Source organism: Burkholderia sp. Tr-862 (assembly GCF_011753085.1).
Taxonomy (GTDB): Bacteria; Pseudomonadota; Gammaproteobacteria; order Burkholderiales; family Burkholderiaceae; genus Burkholderia; species Burkholderia ambifaria.
Genome location: NZ_VWWG01000141.1, coordinates 1 through 16,151, shown reverse-complemented (window position 1 = coordinate 16,151; position 16,151 = coordinate 1). Strand labels below are relative to the sequence as shown.

Annotated in this window: 13 protein-coding genes; 10 read left to right on the top strand and 3 right to left on the bottom strand. The window is 67.1% G+C overall.

Features of this window, described 5'->3' with window-relative positions:
- Positions 1 to 240: 240 nt before the first annotated feature.
- The 5 genes from leuS (at position 241) to F3J14_RS27035 (ending at position 6,381) form a co-directional block, all read left to right on the top strand.
- A complete protein-coding gene (gene leuS, locus F3J14_RS27055) occupies positions 241 to 2,835 on the top strand; it encodes a leucine--tRNA ligase (protein ID WP_166725580.1) in 2,595 nt (864 codons plus the stop codon).
- 38 nt (positions 2,836 to 2,873) lie between these two features.
- Positions 2,874 to 3,425, top strand: coding sequence for an LPS assembly lipoprotein LptE (gene lptE / locus F3J14_RS27050; protein WP_006753815.1), 552 nt, complete (start codon positions 2,874 to 2,876; stop codon positions 3,423 to 3,425).
- Between the two features lie 18 nt (positions 3,426 to 3,443).
- Positions 3,444 to 4,538, top strand: a complete 1,095-nt coding sequence (gene holA, locus F3J14_RS27045; RefSeq protein WP_166725579.1) for a DNA polymerase III subunit delta — start codon at positions 3,444 to 3,446, stop codon at positions 4,536 to 4,538.
- Between the two features lie 131 nt (positions 4,539 to 4,669).
- Complete coding sequence (locus F3J14_RS27040; RefSeq protein ID WP_166725578.1) at positions 4,670 to 5,941, top strand: glutamate-5-semialdehyde dehydrogenase; 1,272 nt, start codon at positions 4,670 to 4,672, stop codon at positions 5,939 to 5,941.
- Positions 5,942 to 5,958: 17 nt separating this feature from the next.
- The gene (locus tag F3J14_RS27035; protein WP_006760213.1) at positions 5,959 to 6,381 is read left to right on the top strand and encodes a CopD family protein; all 423 of its coding nucleotides are present in this window, start codon (positions 5,959 to 5,961) and stop codon (positions 6,379 to 6,381) included.
- 102 nt (positions 6,382 to 6,483) lie between these two features.
- On the opposite strand, the gene F3J14_RS27030 is transcribed toward F3J14_RS27035, so the two are convergent.
- Positions 6,484 to 7,332 (bottom strand): MurR/RpiR family transcriptional regulator, encoded by an 849-nt coding sequence (locus F3J14_RS27030; RefSeq protein ID WP_166725577.1) that lies wholly within the window; start codon positions 7,330 to 7,332, stop codon positions 6,484 to 6,486.
- 293 nt (positions 7,333 to 7,625) lie between these two features.
- Between F3J14_RS27030 and edd the strand changes: the two genes are divergently transcribed.
- From edd to F3J14_RS27005, 4 genes are all read left to right on the top strand, one after another.
- Complete coding sequence (gene edd / locus F3J14_RS27025; RefSeq protein WP_166725576.1) at positions 7,626 to 9,482, top strand: phosphogluconate dehydratase; 1,857 nt, start codon at positions 7,626 to 7,628, stop codon at positions 9,480 to 9,482.
- A 19-nt stretch (positions 9,483 to 9,501) separates the two neighbouring features.
- Positions 9,502 to 10,128, top strand: coding sequence for a bifunctional 4-hydroxy-2-oxoglutarate aldolase/2-dehydro-3-deoxy-phosphogluconate aldolase (gene eda, locus F3J14_RS27020; protein ID WP_166725575.1), 627 nt, complete (start codon positions 9,502 to 9,504; stop codon positions 10,126 to 10,128).
- A gap of 221 nt (positions 10,129 to 10,349) precedes the next feature.
- Positions 10,350 to 11,711 carry a GntP family permease gene (locus F3J14_RS27010; protein WP_166725573.1) on the top strand — a complete coding sequence of 454 codons (1,362 nt, stop codon included), beginning with the start codon at positions 10,350 to 10,352 and terminating at the stop codon, positions 11,709 to 11,711.
- Between the two features lie 13 nt (positions 11,712 to 11,724).
- Positions 11,725 to 12,228, top strand: a complete 504-nt coding sequence (locus tag F3J14_RS27005; protein ID WP_166725572.1) for a gluconokinase — start codon at positions 11,725 to 11,727, stop codon at positions 12,226 to 12,228.
- Between the two features lie 71 nt (positions 12,229 to 12,299).
- Here the strand turns inward: F3J14_RS27005 and F3J14_RS27000 are convergent, their stop codons facing one another.
- Positions 12,300 to 12,947 (bottom strand): TetR/AcrR family transcriptional regulator, encoded by a 648-nt coding sequence (locus tag F3J14_RS27000; RefSeq protein WP_166725571.1) that lies wholly within the window; start codon positions 12,945 to 12,947, stop codon positions 12,300 to 12,302.
- 265 nt (positions 12,948 to 13,212) lie between these two features.
- Between F3J14_RS27000 and F3J14_RS26995 the strand changes: the two genes are divergently transcribed.
- Positions 13,213 to 14,634 (top strand): FAD-dependent oxidoreductase, encoded by a 1,422-nt coding sequence (locus F3J14_RS26995; RefSeq protein ID WP_166725570.1) that lies wholly within the window; start codon positions 13,213 to 13,215, stop codon positions 14,632 to 14,634.
- A 104-nt stretch (positions 14,635 to 14,738) separates the two neighbouring features.
- On the opposite strand, the gene purB is transcribed toward F3J14_RS26995, so the two are convergent.
- Complete coding sequence (gene purB / locus F3J14_RS26990; protein WP_166725569.1) at positions 14,739 to 16,127, bottom strand: adenylosuccinate lyase; 1,389 nt, start codon at positions 16,125 to 16,127, stop codon at positions 14,739 to 14,741.
- Between the last annotated feature and the right edge of the window lie 24 nt (positions 16,128 to 16,151).

Sequence of the window (16,151 nt, the reverse complement as noted above, 5' to 3'; positions counted from 1 at the left end):
CCGCGGCCCGCGACACCCGGCCGTACCGCCCGCCACGGACGGTATAATCGTCGTTTCCGCCCGGTTGGCAGGGTTTCGCCGGGTAACCTGGAGACCCTCCGGGTTACCCGGCGAATATCCGGAACCATGATGCAGGCCCGAGAACCGTGAGCCTGCTCCCGCCGCCGGGCTGCCCGATTTCGTCCACTTCCGCGTGCCCGCCTCGTGGCGCGCTGCTTAAAGCCTAGTCCGAACCACACCATGCACGAGAGATACGTACCCGCCGACGTCGAAGCCGCCGCCCAGGGCGACTGGCGCGCAGCCGATGCCTACAAGACGAGGGAAGATTCGCAGAAGCCGAAGTTCTACTGCGTGTCGATGCTGCCGTATCCGTCCGGCAAGCTGCACATGGGTCACGTGCGCAACTACACGATCAACGACGTGATGTACCGCTATCTGCGGATGAACGGCTACAACACGCTGATGCCGATGGGCTGGGACGCGTTCGGGATGCCGGCCGAGAACGCCGCGATGGCGAACGGCGTGCCGCCCGCGAAGTGGACCTACGACAACATCGACTACATGAAGGGCCAGATGCAGTCGATGGGCCTCGCGATCGACTGGTCGCGCGAAATCGCGACGTGCAAGCCCGACTACTACAAGTGGAACCAGTGGCTGTTCCTGAAGATGCTCGAGAAGGGCATCGCGTACAAGAAGACGGGCACCGTGAACTGGGATCCGGTCGACCAGACCGTGCTCGCGAACGAGCAGGTGATCGACGGCCGCGGCTGGCGTTCGGGCGCGCTCGTCGAGAAGCGCGAGATCCCGATGTACTACCTGCGGATCACGCAGTACGCGGATGAGCTGCTGAACGATCTCGAGGGCCTCGGCTGGCCCGAGCGCGTGAAGATCATGCAGCAGAACTGGATCGGCAAGAGCTTCGGCGTGAACTTCGGCTTCCCGTACGAACTCGACGGCGAGAAGGCGCTCCTGCGCGTGTTCACGACGCGTGCCGACACGATCATGGGCGTCACGTTCTGTGCGGTCGCGGCCGAGCACCCGCTTGCCACGCGCCTCGCGCAGGGCAAGCCGGAACTGCAGGCGTTCATCGACGAATGCAAGCGCGGCGGCGTCGCCGAGGCCGATGTCGCGACGATGGAGAAGAAGGGCGTCGCGACGGGCTTCTCGGTGTCGCACCCGCTCACGGGTGAGCCGGTCGAGGTCTGGATCGGCAACTACGTGCTGATGAGCTATGGCGAAGGCGCGGTGATGGGCGTGCCGGGCCACGACGAGCGCGATTTCGCATTCGCGAAGAAGTACGGCCTGCCGATCAAGCAGGTGATTGCGAGCGAAGGGCAGACGTACTCGCTGGATGCCTGGCAGGAATGGTACGGCGACAAGGAAACCGCGGTCTGCGTGAACAGCGGCAAGTACGACGGCCTGCGCTATGCGGATGCGGTCGACGCGGTCGCGGCCGACCTGAAGGCCGGCGGCTACGGCGACAAGCAGGTCACGTGGCGCCTGCGCGACTGGGGCGTGTCGCGCCAGCGCTACTGGGGCACGCCGATCCCGATCATCCACTGCCCGTCGTGCGGCGACGTGCCGGTGCCGGAGCAGGACCTGCCGGTCGTGCTGCCGGAAGACCTCGTGCCGGACGGCTCGGGCAACCCGCTCGCGAAGTCGGAAGCGTTCCTGAACTGCTCGTGCCCGAAGTGCGGCGCGGCCGCGAAGCGCGAGACCGACACGATGGATACCTTCGTCGATTCGTCGTGGTACTTCTCGCGCTACACGGCGCCGGACGCCGAGACGATGGTCGACGCGCGCACCGATTACTGGATGCCGATGGATCAGTACATCGGCGGCATCGAGCACGCGATCCTGCACCTGCTGTATTCGCGCTTCTGGACCAAGGTGATGCGTGATCTCGGCCTCGTGAAGTTCGGCGAGCCGGCGAAGAACCTGCTCACGCAGGGGATGGTGCTGAACGAGACGTTCTACCGCGAAGACGCATCCGGCAAGAAGACCTGGTACAACCCGGCCGACGTGACGGTCACGCACGACGACAAGGGCCGCCCGGTCGGCGCGACGCTGAACACGGACGGCCAGCCGGTTGTGCTCGGCGGCATCGAGAAGATGTCGAAGTCGAAGAACAACGGCGTCGATCCGCAGGTGCTGATCGACCAGTACGGCGCCGATACCGCGCGCCTGTTCACGATGTTCGCGGCGCCGCCCGAGCAGCAGCTCGAGTGGTCGGGCGCGGGCGTCGAAGGCGCGAGCCGCTTCCTGCGCCGTGTGTGGAGCTTCGGCGCGACGAACCGCGAAGCGCTCGCCGTGCGCGCGGGCTTCGACGCGGCCGCGCTCGGCGACGCCGACAAGGCGCTGCGCCGCGAAATCTACAGCGTGCTGAAGCAGGCCGATTTCGACTACCAGCGCCTGCAGTACAACACGGTCGTGTCGGCCGCGATGAAGATGCTGAACGCGATCGACGGCGCGAAGGGCGCGACGCCCGCCGTGCTGCGCGAGACGTACGGCGTGCTGCTGCGCGTGCTGTACCCTGTCGTGCCGCACGTGACGTTCGAGCTGTGGAAGGCGCTCGGCTACGCGGACGAATTCGGCCCGCTGCTCGACGCACCGTGGCCGAAGGTCGACGAGGCCGCGCTCGAGCAGGCCGAGATCGAACTCGTGCTGCAGGTGAACGGCAAGGTGCGCGGCGCGCTGAAGGTCGCGAAGGACGCGAGCCGCGAGGCGATCGAAGCCGCGGCAGTGGCCGACGAAGCGTTCGCGAAGTTCAGCGACGGCAAGCCGGCGAAGAAGATCGTCGTCGTGCCCGGCCGCCTCGTGAACATCGTCGTCTGACGGCCATTGGCCGTCGGGCGCACACAGAAGGAGCGAAGGTGATCCGCAGATCGTTTTTGGGGCTCGTCGGCAGCGCGGTCGCGCTGTCGGCATGCGGTTTCCAGTTGCGCGGCCGGCAGGACTACGCGTTCAAGCGCCTGCTGGTGGCCGGTGCGCCGGCGCCCGTCGAGGCGCGGCTCGCGCGCCTCGTCGAGGCCGGCAGCGACACGAAGATCGTCAAGTCGGTGGACGAAGCCGATGCCGTGCTGCGCATGTCCGAGTCGCGCGGGCAGAACACGCTGACGCTCAACAAGTACGGCTCCGCGCAGGAATATGCGCTCTACTACACGTTGAACTTCTCGCTGACGAGCCAGGACGGCACGCTGCTGATCCCGCCGAGCGCGATCGCGCTGAACCGCGCGATGACATACAGCGACCAGTACACCAACGCGAAGGCGCAGGAAGCCGATATTCTGTACGGCGACATGCAGAACGACGCGGTCGACCAGCTGATGCGGCGTCTCGCGATCGTTCACTCGCTGACGCCGGCGCCGGAGGACGTGGTGCCGGGCGTTGCGCCGCGCGCGCCGCTGCCGCCGCCGCCGCTGTAATCGCCGGCGCACGCACCGATGCAATTGCGACTTGATGCGCTGGAGCCGCACCTCGCGAAGGGGTTGGCCGGGCTCTATACCGTCTACGGCGACGAGCCGCTGCTCGCGCAGGAAGCGTGCGACCGCATTCGTGCGGCCGCGCGCGCGGCCGGCTTTACCGAGCGTTCGGTGCATACGGTCGAGCGCGGCTTCGACTGGAGCGTGCTGCTCGGCGCGACCCAGGCGATGTCGCTGTTCGGCGAGCGTCAACTGATCGAGCTGCGCATTCCGTCGGGCAAGCCCGGCAAGGAAGGCGCCGACGCGCTGAAGACGCTCGCGGCCACGCCCAATCCCGACGCGCTGATGCTCGTCACGTTGCCGCGCCTCGATGCAGCCACGCAGAAATCCGCGTGGTTTACCGCGCTGCAGAACGGCGGCGTCGCGCTGAAGATCGATCCGGTCGACCGCGCGCAACTGCCGAACTGGATCGGCCAGCGCCTGTCGATGCAGGGCCAGCGTGTCGCGCCCGGCGACGACGGGCGGCGCGCGCTGCAGTTCATCGCGGAGCGCGTCGAGGGCAACCTGCTCGCCGCGCATCAGGAAATCCAGAAGCTCGGCTTGCTCTATCCGCAGGGCGTGCTGTCATTCGAGCAGGTGCACGACGCGGTGCTGAACGTCGCGCGCTACGACGTGTTCAAGCTGAACGAGGCGATGCTCGCGGGCGACGCCGCGCGGCTCGCGCGGATGATCGACGGGCTGAAGGGCGAGGGCGAGGCGATCGTGCTCGTGATGTGGGCCGTCGTCGAGGAATTGCGCACGCTGCTGCGGATCAAGCGTGGCACGACGGCCGGCAAGCCGCTGGCCACGATGTTGCGCGAGAACCGCGTGTGGGGCCCGCGCGAGCGGCTGATCGGCCCCGCGCTGAACCGCGTGTCGGAACCCGTGCTCGAGAAGGCGCTCGCGTTTGCAGCGAAGCTCGACCGGCAGGTGAAGGGGCTGTCGGCGATCACGCCGGGCCGCCGCACGCAGGACGATCCGCCGCCCGATCCGTGGGACGGCCTGTTCCAGCTCGCGATGACGGTGGCGGGCGCCCGCGGCGAGCGACCGCCGCCCGCGGGTCGCGTGCGGCGTTAAGGGGCCTTCAGCGCACGCATCGCAACCCGCTTACAATGTTTCGGTAAGCCGGCGCGGCCGGCCTGCCGCCGCGCCTCATGCTTCCCCACGAATTCACGCCGCGCCAAGCGGCTCGCTTCTCGAGTCACACGATGGATATCGACCAGTACATGACGGACCTGGGCCGCCGTGCCCGGCACGCTTCCCGCGCGATGGCGCGCGCCAGCACGGCCGCGAAGAACGCGGCGCTCGACGCCGTGGCCCGCGCGATCGAGCGCGACGCGCAGTCGCTGAAGGATGCGAATGCACGCGACGTCGCCCGTGCCCGCGAAAAGGGTCTCGACGCGGCGTTCATCGATCGCCTGACGTTGTCCGACAACGCGCTGAAGACGATGGTCGAAGGTCTGCGCCAGGTCGCGTCGCTGGCCGATCCGATCGGCGAGATCGGCAACCTCAAGTACCGCCCGAGCGGGATCCAGGTCGGCCAGATGCGCGTGCCGCTCGGCGTGATCGGCATCATCTACGAGTCGCGCCCGAACGTGACGATCGACGCGGCCGCGCTGTGCCTGAAGTCGGGCAACGCGACGATCCTGCGCGGCGGCTCCGAGGCGCTCGAATCGAACGCGGCGCTCGCGAAGCTGATCGGCGAAGGGCTCGAGGCGGCGGGCCTGCCGCAGGATGCGGTGCAGGTCGTCGCGACCGCCGATCGCGCCGCAGTCGGCAAGCTGATCACGATGACCGAATATGTCGACGTGATCGTGCCGCGCGGCGGCAAGAGCCTGATCGAGCGCCTGATCAACGAGGCACGCGTGCCGATGATCAAGCACCTCGACGGCATCTGCCACGTGTATGTCGACGATCGCGCCGATCTCGCGAAGGCGCTGACCGTGTGCGACAACGCGAAGACGCACCGCTACGGCACCTGCAACACGATGGAAACGCTGCTCGTGGCGAGCGGCATCGCGGCGACGCTGCTGCCGCCGCTCGGCAAGCTGTATCGCGACAAGCAGGTCGAGCTGCGCGTCGACGCGGCCGCGCGCGCGGTGCTCGCCGAGGCGGGCGTCGGCCCGCTCGTCGACGCGACCGACGAAGACTGGCACACCGAATATCTCGCGCCGGTGCTCGCGATCAAGGTCGTCGACGGCCTCGACGCGGCGATCGAGCATATCAACCACTACGGCTCGCATCACACCGATGCGATCGTCACCGAGGATCACGACCGCGCGATGCGCTTCCTGCGCGAAGTCGATTCGGCAAGCGTGATGGTCAACGCGTCGACCCGTTTCGCGGACGGCTTCGAATTCGGCCTCGGCGCGGAAATCGGCATCTCGAACGACAAGCTCCACGCACGCGGCCCCGTCGGCCTCGAAGGGCTCACGTCGCTGAAGTACGTCGTGCTCGGGCACGGCGAAGGCCGCCAGTAAAGCGAGGCGCACAACCGATGGCAATGCTCTGGGTCAAGACGTTCCATATCGTTCTGATCGCCGCGTGGTTCGCTGGGCTGTTCTACCTGCCGCGCATCTACGTGAACCTGGCCATGGAGACCGATCCGGCCGCGGTGCGGCGCCTGCTGCTGATGGCGCGCAAGCTGTTCCGCTTCATGACGATGATCGCGGTGCCGGCGCTGGCATGCGGGCTGTGGCTGTGGCTCGTGATCGGCATCGGCCAGGGGCAGGGCTGGATCCACGCGAAGGTGACGGTGGTGCTGCTGCTCGTCATCTACCACGCGTATTGCGGGCACCTGCTGCGCGTGTTCGAGCGCGGCGAGAACCGCCGCACCGACAAGTGGTATCGCGTGTTCAACGAGTTGCCGGTGCTCGGCATGCTCGCCGCGGTCGCGCTGGTCGTGATCAAGCCGTTCTGAACCCTTCCGGCGGCTCCGTCGACGAGCATGCCGGCGGTCGATCGATGCACACATGAAAACGGCGCCCCTCGGGGCGCCATTTTCATGTGCGCGTCGTGCGCGTCATTCCTTTGTCGGGTCGTCGATCCGGCGGCGCGTGATCGCCTCCTTCGCGCGGCCGACGCGCTCCATCAGCGCGGGCCCGCGCGACAGCGCGACGCCGACCGCGAGGATGTCGCCGATCGCGAGGTGCGACATCCGCGACGTCATCGGCGAGAACACGTCGGTTTCCTCGGCCACGTTCGACGCGAGGCTCACCGTCGCGAGTTTCGCGAGCGGCGAATGGCTCTGAGTGATCGCGACGACCTTCGCGCCGCACGCGAGCGCGGAGCGCGCGGCATCGACGATGTCGCGCGTGCGGCCGGTGTTCGAGATCGCGACGACGACGTCGTGCGGCCCGAGCAGCGCCGACGACATCGAGAACGTGTGCGGGTCCGAATACGCGACGCTCGGCACGCCGAGCCGGAAGAACTTGTGCTGGATGTCCTGCGCGGCGATGCCCGAGCCGCCGGCGCCGTAGAACTCGATGCGCGACGCGTTCGACAGCAGCGCGATCGCGTCGGCGACGCTGCCGGCCGACAGGCTGTTGCGCACCTCGATCAGCGCCCCGATCGTGCGGTCGAACACCTTGCCGATGATGCCGGGCGCGGGTTCGTTGGGCTCGACGTCGCGATACACCGACGACACGCCCGGTGCGACGCTCTGCGCGAGCCGGATCTTGAATTCGCGAAAGCCGCTGCAGCCGAGCGCCTGGCAGAAGCGCGCGATGGTCGGCTGGCTGACGCCCGCGCGGGTCGACAGCTCGGTCATCGCGAGGTCGAGTACCTCGCGGGGCGCGGCGAGGATGTAGTCGGCGAGCTTGCGCTCGGACGGGCGCAGGTCGGCGCGGATCGCTTCAATGCGAGGCAGCATGGGGCGGTGGCTGGAAATGGGGTTCGGGTGAGCGAGTGTATCGCAATCGAATTGTAGAAAATCTACATGAAAATGCTAGCTCCATTGCCGGTAATTTCTGCCCTGGTTGGGGTGGTTGATTAGGGTTTTCACTAGGTAAAGCCTTACTGGTGGCGGGAATGTGGGTTGCGTGCCGGTTGATCCGCATTGCGCGCATGTAGTTTTTCTACTAGACTGGCTTCGTTCGTTCGACACACTCGACCGTCCCCACGATTCCAACCGCCGGTGTCGTCCGGCATACAGGAGCGCCCAGCATGACGTCGCTGCACCCCACTCTGGCGAAAGTCACCGAACGCGTGATCGCCCGCAGCCAATCGACCCGTTCCGCCTATCTGCAGCGCCTCGACGGCGCGCAAGGCAAGTTCCCGGCGCGCGGCGCGCTGTCGTGCGCGAACCTCGCGCACGGCTTCGCGGGTCTCGAAGGCAGCGACAAGTTCCAGATCAAGGCGATCCGCGAGCCGAACATCGGCATCGTGTCCTCGTACAACGAGATGCTGTCCGCGCACGCGCCGTACAAGGATTTCCCCGACATCATCAAGGCCGCCGCGCGTGAGAACGGCGGCGTCGCGCAGTTCGCGGGCGGCGTGCCGGCGATGTGCGACGGCGTCACGCAGGGCAACCCCGGGATGGAGCTGTCGCTGTTCTCGCGCGAGGCGATCGCGATGGGCACGGCGATCGCGCTCACGCACAACATGTTCGACGCGGCGCTCTGCCTCGGCATCTGCGACAAGATCGTGCCGGGCCTCCTGATCGGCGCGCTGCAGTTCGGCCACCTGCCGACCATCTTCGTGCCGGCCGGCCCGATGACGAGCGGCCTGTCGAACGACGACAAGGCGAAGATCCGCCAGCAGTTCGCGACCGGCCAGGTCGGCCGCGACGCGCTGCTCGAAGCCGAATCGGCCGCGTATCACGGCCACGGCACCTGCACGTTCTACGGCACCGCGAACAGCAACCAGATGCTGATGGAGCTGATGGGCCTGCACCTGCCGGGCTCGGCGTTCGTCCATCCGCACACGCCGCTGCGTACCGCGCTGACGGCCGAAGCCGCGCGCCGCGTGCTCGACCTGACGGTCGAGCGCGGCCAGTACACGCCGATCGGCCATGTGATCGACGAGAAGGCGATCGTCAACGGGATCGTCGCGCTGCTCGCGACGGGCGGCTCGACCAACCACACGCTGCACCTCGTCGCGATCGCGCGCGCGGCCGGCGTGCTGATCGACTGGAACGATTTCGACGAGCTGTCGGCCGTCGTGCCGCTGCTCGCGAAGATCTACCCGAACGGCAAGGCGGACGTGAACCATTTCCACGCGGCGGGCGGCGTTGCGTTCCTGGTGCGCAACCTGCTCGAAGGCGGGCTGCTGCACGAAGACGTGACGACGGTCGCGGGCAAGGGCCTGTCGCACTACACGAAGGAGCCGAAGTTGATCGACGGCAAGCTGACGTGGGTCGACGGCACGGCCGAGAGCCACGACACGAAGGTGCTGCGCGGCATTCGCGAGCCGTTCCAGCCGGACGGTGGCCTGCGCCTGATGCAGGGCCGGCTCGGCCGCGGCGTGATCAAGATTTCGGCGGTCGCGCCCGAGCACCGCAAGGTGACGGCGCCCGCGATCGTGTTCGATTCGCAGGAAGCCGTGCAGGCGGCATTCGATCGCGGCGAGCTGAAGCGCGATTTCGTCGCGGTCGTGCGCTTCCAGGGCGCCCGCGCGAACGGGATGCCCGAGCTGCACCGTTTGACGCCGCTGCTCGGCGTGCTGCAGGATCAGGGCTTCCACGTCGCGCTCGTCACCGACGGCCGCATGTCCGGCGCATCGGGCAAGGTGCCGGCGGTGATCCACGTGTCGCCGGAAGCGCTGCTGGCCGGCCCGCTCGGCAAGGTGCAGACGGGCGACACGCTCGTGATCGACGCGGAAGCCGGCATCCTCGACATCGAGGTCGACGAAGCCGAGTGGCAGGCGCGCGCGGTGGCGCAGCCGCTGCACCAGGCCGACAACGAGACGGGTTTCGGGCGTGAACTGTTCGGCGTGTTCCGCGCGGCGGCCGCGCCGGCCGAGCAGGGCGCATCGGTTTTCGGGACGCTGGTCGGCGAAACGGCCGTCGGCGTCGCTGCATGAATTTCAAGGAGTGTCATCAATGAAGACGATTGGCGAAATCGTGAAGCTGGGCCCGGTGATTCCGGTGCTCGCCTTCGACTCGGTCGAGCAGGGTGAACACGTGTCGCGCGCGTTGCACGCGGGCGGCGTCAAGGTGCTCGAGATCACGCTGCGCACGCCGGCGGGCCTGGAGGCGATCCAGCGCGCGAGCCAGCTCGCGGACGACATCGTTGTCGGCGTCGGCACGATCACGAAGCCCGAGCACTGCGCGCAGGCGAAGCGCGCGGGCGCGAAGTTCGGCGTGTCGCCGGGCCTGACGAAGGACCTGCACCTCGCGTCGCTCGACGCGGACCTGCCGCTGCTGCCGGGCGTGATGACGCCGAGCGACATCATCCAGGCGCTCGAATTCGGCTACGAGATCGTCAAGTTCTTCCCCGCGCAGCAGGCTGGCGGCGTGCCGATGCTGCAGGCGTTCCACGGCCCGTTTCCGGCGCTGAAGTTCTGCCCGACGGGCGGCATCACGGCCGAAAGCGCGCCGAGTTTCCTGAAGCTGCCGAACGTCGTGTGCGTCGGCGGCTCATGGCTCACGCCGAAAGCCGCGCTCGCCGCGCAGGATTGGGCCGAGGTCACGCGCCTCGCGCAAGCCGCGAGCCAGCTCCCCCGTTAATACTTGTATGAAATGATCGTTCGACCCTCGGTAAACGAGCGCTTAGTGCTTGTTTTCCCGAGGGTTTTTGCTGATGGAACCGGTTCTATCCGCGGGCCGCAAAGATAAGTAAAATTCAGCGTCCTCACGGGGTGGGTACCCCCCGTGTTTCGGAGACCTGCATAGCCGGGCATACTCGCAACACCTCGCCCGGTTCGAACAAATTCTAGGAGGAGTGCCACATGGGGGCTGTCCAAGGCAGCATGCTGCTCGTATTCACGCTGATCGCGATCGCCGCGCTGATCCTGATGATCGCGCGCTACAAGATCTACCCGTTCCTGGTGCTGATCATCGTGTCGTTGGGCCTCGGTCTCGTCGTCGGCATGCCGATGGACAAGATCGTCAAGTCGTTCGAAACGGGCACCGGCGGCACGCTTGGCCACATTGCGATCGTCGTCGGCCTCGGCACGATGCTCGGCAAGATGATGGCCGAATCGGGCGGCGCCGAACGGATCGCGACCACGCTGATCGACTGGTTCGGTGAAAAGAACATCCACTGGGCGATGATGTTCGTCGCGATCATCGTCGGCCTGCCGGTGTTCTTCGAAGTCGGCTTCGTGCTGCTGATCCCGATCGCGTTCAACGTCGCGAAGCGCACCGGCAAGTCGCTGCTCGTCGTCGGCCTGCCGATGGTGGCCGGCCTGTCCGTCGTGCACGGGCTGATCCCGCCGCACCCGGCCGCGCTGCTGGCCGTTCAGCAATACGGCGCCGATATCGGCAAGACGATCGCATTCGGCCTGATCGTCGGCGTGCCGACCGCGATCATCGCCGGTCCGCTGTTCGCGCTGATGATCTCGAAGTTCGTGAAGCTGCCGGAAAACAATCCGCTCGCGGCGCAGTTCGTCGATACGCACACGGAGGGTCGCAAGCGCGAACTGCCGAGCTTCGGCATCACGCTGTTCACGATCCTGCTGCCCGTCGTGCTGATGCTGGTCGGCAGCTGGGCCGACCTGGTGTTCGCGCCGAAGTCGCTGCCGAACAACCTGCTGCGCTTTGCCGGCAACTCCGACGTCGCGCTGCTGATCGCCGTGCTGGTGAGCTTCTTCACGTTCGGCAAGCTGCAGGGCTTCAACCGCGACCAGATCCAGAAGTTCTGCAGCGAGTGTCTGGCGCCGATCGCCGGCATCACGCTGATCGTCGGTGCGGGCGGCGGCTTCGGCGGCGTCCTGCGCGACAGCGGGATCTCGCAGCAGATCGTCGAGACCGCAAAGCATGCGCATCTGTCGCCCCTGCTGCTCGGCTGGTTCGTCGCGGCGCTGATGCGTCTCGCGACGGGGTCAGCGACGGTCGCGATGACGACGGCCTGCGGCATCGTCGCGCCGATCGCGGCGGCGTCCGGCGCGGCGGTCAGCCCGGAGCTGCTGGTGCTCGCGACGGGCTCGGGCTCGCTGATCTTCTCGCACGTGAACGACGGCGGCTTCTGGCTGATCAAGGAATACTTCGGGATGACGGTCGGTCAGACGTTCAAGACCTGGTCGCTGCTTGAAACCATCATCTCGGTGCTCGGTCTTAGCTTCACGCTGCTGCTGAGCTTGGTTCTGTAACAAGGGGTAGTCAATGATTCTGATCGCAATGGGCGTGTCGGGCGCGGGCAAGTCGCGAATCGGCGAAATGCTGGCGGAACGCCTGTCGTGCAGCTATACCGATGGCGACACGTTTCACAGCGCGGCGAACAAGGAAAAGATGCATCACGGCATTCCGCTGACCGACGACGACCGCTGGCCGTGGCTGCGCACGATCCGCGCGGCCATCGAGGAAAAGCAGCGCGCCGGCGAGACGGCCGTGTTCACGTGCTCGTCGCTGAAGCGGTCGTACCGCGACGTGCTGCGCGGCACCGACACCGACGTGCGGTTCGTGTATCTGAAGGGCTCGTTCGAGGTATTGCAGGAGCGCCTGAAGAGCCGCACGGGCCATTTCTTCGATCCGTCGCTGCTGAAGAGCCAGCTCGACACGCTCGAGGAGCCGGGCCCGGACGAAGCGATCGAGGTCAGCATCGAGCTGACGCCCGAACAGATCGTCAATGAAGTGATGGTGAAGATCGGCTTCGCGCAGCAGCACTGAGCGCGGTTTGCCGCAATCGTCATGAAAAAGGCGCCTTCGGGCGCCTTTTTCGTTGGCGGCGCGCGCGCCGGTCAGGCTGCGTGCGCGTGCCGCGCGATGCCGTCGAGCAGCACGTCGAGCATCGTGTCATGCACCACGGTCGGATCGAGCCGCGCGTAGAGCGGCGCGGCCGATTTGACGAGCGGATGCGCGGTATCGGGCAGCGCATTCATTTCCGCGAGCTCGACGTCGTTCGCGGGCCGCGTGAGGCCGCCGGCCTCGGCGGCGGCGAGTCCGATCACGCTCGCATACCAGCCGACGCACACGGCCGGCAGTGCGGTGCGCGCGATGCCGGCGTCGGCCAGCGCGCGATGGACGGCCTCGATGTGCGCGAGATCGGCCGGCCCCGTGCTCATGTGGCGCTGCAGCAGCGCGAACGCGGCGGGGTAGCGCAGCGCGAGCGCGCGGTACTGGCGCGCGAGATCGCGCAGCCGCTCGCGCCACGGCAGCGTGTCGTCGACCGGCACCAGCGAGCGCGACAGCGCATTCGCGATCGCACGGGTCAGGCCATCCTTCGACTTGAAGTGATACAGCACGCTCATCGGGTCGCAGCCGACCGACTGCGCGAGCTTGCGCACGCTGAACGCGGCTTCGCCGACCTCTTCGAGCAGCGCGAGCGCGGCCGCGACGATCGCGTCCTTGTCGAGGCCGCGCGGGCCTTGGGCGGGTTTGTCTTTCATGGGGGCGGTGGGGCGTCCGGCTGTCAACTTGACGAAAGCATATTCTACGCTGTAGAATTATTTCTGCGGTGTAGAAATTGGGTGTCCCGGCACCTTTCAATTCGTGCTTTCGCACAGTCCGGGATCCAGACAGACACATGCGTGCCTGCCGTCAACACGGGCCATCGCGCCCTTTATCTCGTTGACACCCAAGTGGAACCGGCTGCCCCACCCGCGAAGCCTCACGGCCCTTCGACAGGCGGCCCAAGACCATGCAAGTGCAATCATGACCACCTACAACAAACCCCTGATCCAGGGCGAATCGCGTTTCGACCAGACGCAACTGAACATCGAAAAGGACAACTGGAACTGGTGCGAGCCGTCCCGCTACGACGGCGAGCGTCCGGCCAACTGGTACGAGGCGTCGCTGTCGCGCCGTGAAAGCGGCGCGCCGCTCGCGCACGACGCCGTGTGCGACGTGCTGGTGATCGGCTCGGGGCTGCTCGGCGCGTCGGCCGCGCTGCATCTCGCGGAAGCGGGGGTCGACACGATCCTCGTCGACAAGCATCACGTCGGCTCCGCGGCGTCGGGCCGCAACGGCGGCCAGCTCACGCCGGGCCTCGCGCGCTGGGAAGCCGCCGACATGATCGACTACCTGTCGCACGACGATGCGAAGCGGCTGTGGCGCTTCGCGTCGACCGAATCGATGGACCTGATCGATGAAATCGGCGCGCGTTACGCGCTCGACCTCGATCGCAAGAGCGGCCACGTGACGGCGGCGGTCCACCCGGGCCACATGAGCGCGCTGCTCGACGGCGCGGACGCCCGCCGCCATCTCGGCGACGCCGGCGTGACGCTCGTCGGCCGCCATCAGCTGCACGACGAATACGTGCGCTCGGGCCTGTATCACGGCGCGGCGATCGACGCGCTCGGCGGCCAGCTTCATCCGCTCGCGCTGGTGCGCGGCCTCGTGCACGGCTTCCAGTTGAACGGCGGCGCGCTGTACGAGGGCACCGAGGTGCTCGAGCTCGACGAAACGCCCGCGGGCGTCGTCGCGACGACGCCGGGCGGCACGATCACCGCGCGTCGCGGCGTCGTGCTCGCGCTGCACAACACGACGTTCCGGCTGCTGGATGACGGCGGCGCGACCACCGTGCCGTTCTTCACGTACGTCAGCGTGACGGCGCCGCTCGACGTCGATGTCGCGACGCTGATGCCGGCCGGCATGCCGGTGTACGACACGCAGTTCCAGATCGACTACTACCGGCCGGTGCGCGGCAACCGCCTGCTGTTCGGCGGGCAGGGCACCGGCACGTGCTGGGCGCAGCAGGACGTCAACGCGTATCTGCTGACGCGGCTGAACACGGTGTTCCCGCAGCACGACGGCCGCTTCGCGCTCGACTACTGCTGGAGCGGCGTCAGCGACTTCACGCTGAACGGCGCGACCGACAGCCGCAAGACCGACGGCCGCGTGCCGATGTACATGGTGCAGGGCTGGAGCGGGCACGGCGTCGCGCAGACGGTGCGGATCGGCAAGGCGATCTGCGACGATTTCGTCGGCCGCAATGACGATTTCTCGATGCTGACCGGCATCGACCACCGCGAGATTCCGCTCGGCCGGCAGTTGTCGCCGATCGCGATTCCGGCCGCGAAGGCGGCGATGAGCGTGATGAGCGCGCTGAATCCGGGGCGGATGATCTCGTTCTGAGGTTCCGGTTTTCCGATGTCGTGGCCGCACGCCGGCCGCCAAGAAAAAAGCCCGATGCGAACTTGCTCGCATCGGGCTTTTTTTCCGTCCGGCGACGGCGGCGCTTACGCGATCCGCTTCGCGAGGTCGACGGCCTTGCCGATGTACGACGCAGGCGTCATCGCGAGCAGGCGATCCTTCGCGTCTTGCGGGATCGCCAGCGTGCCGACGAATTCCTGCAGCGCTTCGCGCGTGATGCCCTTGCCGCGCGTCAGTTCCTTCAGCTGTTCGTACGGGTTCTCGATGCCGTAGCGGCGCATCACCGTCTGCACCGGCTCCGCGAGCACTTCCCAGCAGTTGTCGAGGTCTTCGTTCAGGCGCTGCGGGTTCACTTCGAGCTTGTCGAGGCCGCGGATCAGCGAGTCGTACGCGAGCAGCGAGTAGCCGAGCGCGACGCCCATGTTGCGCAGGACCGTCGAGTCGGTCAGGTCACGCTGCCAGCGCGACACCGGCAGCTTGTCGGCGAGGTGGCGCAGCGTCGCGTTCGCGAGGCCGAGGTTGCCTTCCGAGTTCTCGAAATCGATCGGGTTGACCTTGTGCGGCATCGTCGACGAGCCGATCTCGCCGGCCTTCGTCTTCTGCTTGAAGTAGCCGACCGAGATGTAGCCCCACACGTCGCGGTCGAGGTCGAGCAGGATCGTGTTCGCGCGTGCGACCGCGTCGAACAGCTCGGCCATGTAGTCGTGCGGCTCGATCTGGATCGTGTACGGGTTGAACGTCAGCTTCAGGCGGTTCTCGATCACGTCGCGCGAGAACGCTTCCCAGTCGAATTCCGGATACGCGGACAGGTGCGCGTTGAAGTTGCCGACCGCGCCGTTCATCTTGCCGAGGATCTCGACCTTCTCGATGCGCGTGATCGCGCGGGCGAGGCGCGCGGCGACGTTCGCGAGTTCCTTGCCGAGCGTCGTCGGGCTGGCCGGCTGGCCGTGCGTGCGCGACAGCATCGGCTGCTCGGCGAGCGCGTGCGACAGCGCGACGAGGCGCTGGTGGACCGTGCGCAGCGCCGGCAGGATCACGTGCTCGCGTGCGCCGGCGAGCATCATCCCGTGCGACGTGTTGTTGATGTCTTCGGACGTGCACGCGAAGTGGATGAATTCGCTGGCCTTTTCGAGCTCGGCCTGGCCCTTGACCGATTCCTTCAGCCAGTATTCGACGGCCTTCACGTCGTGGTTCGTCACGCGCTCGATTTCCTTGATGCGCGCGGCGTCGTGCGCGGTGAAGCGCTCGGCGAGCTGCAGCAGGAATTGTTCGGAGGCGTCGGAGAAGCGCGGGACTTCCGCGAAGCCGGCGCGCGACAGCGCGATCAGCCAGTGCACCTCGACGGTGACGCGGTGGCGCATGAAGGCGGCTTCGGAGAGCCAGTCGCGCAGCGCTTCGGTCTTGCTGGCGTAGCGGCCGTCGATGGGCGAGAGCGCGGTGAGGGCGAAAAGCGTATCGGGACGAGTGTCGGACATGATCGGGCGGGCCTTGGAGCCGGA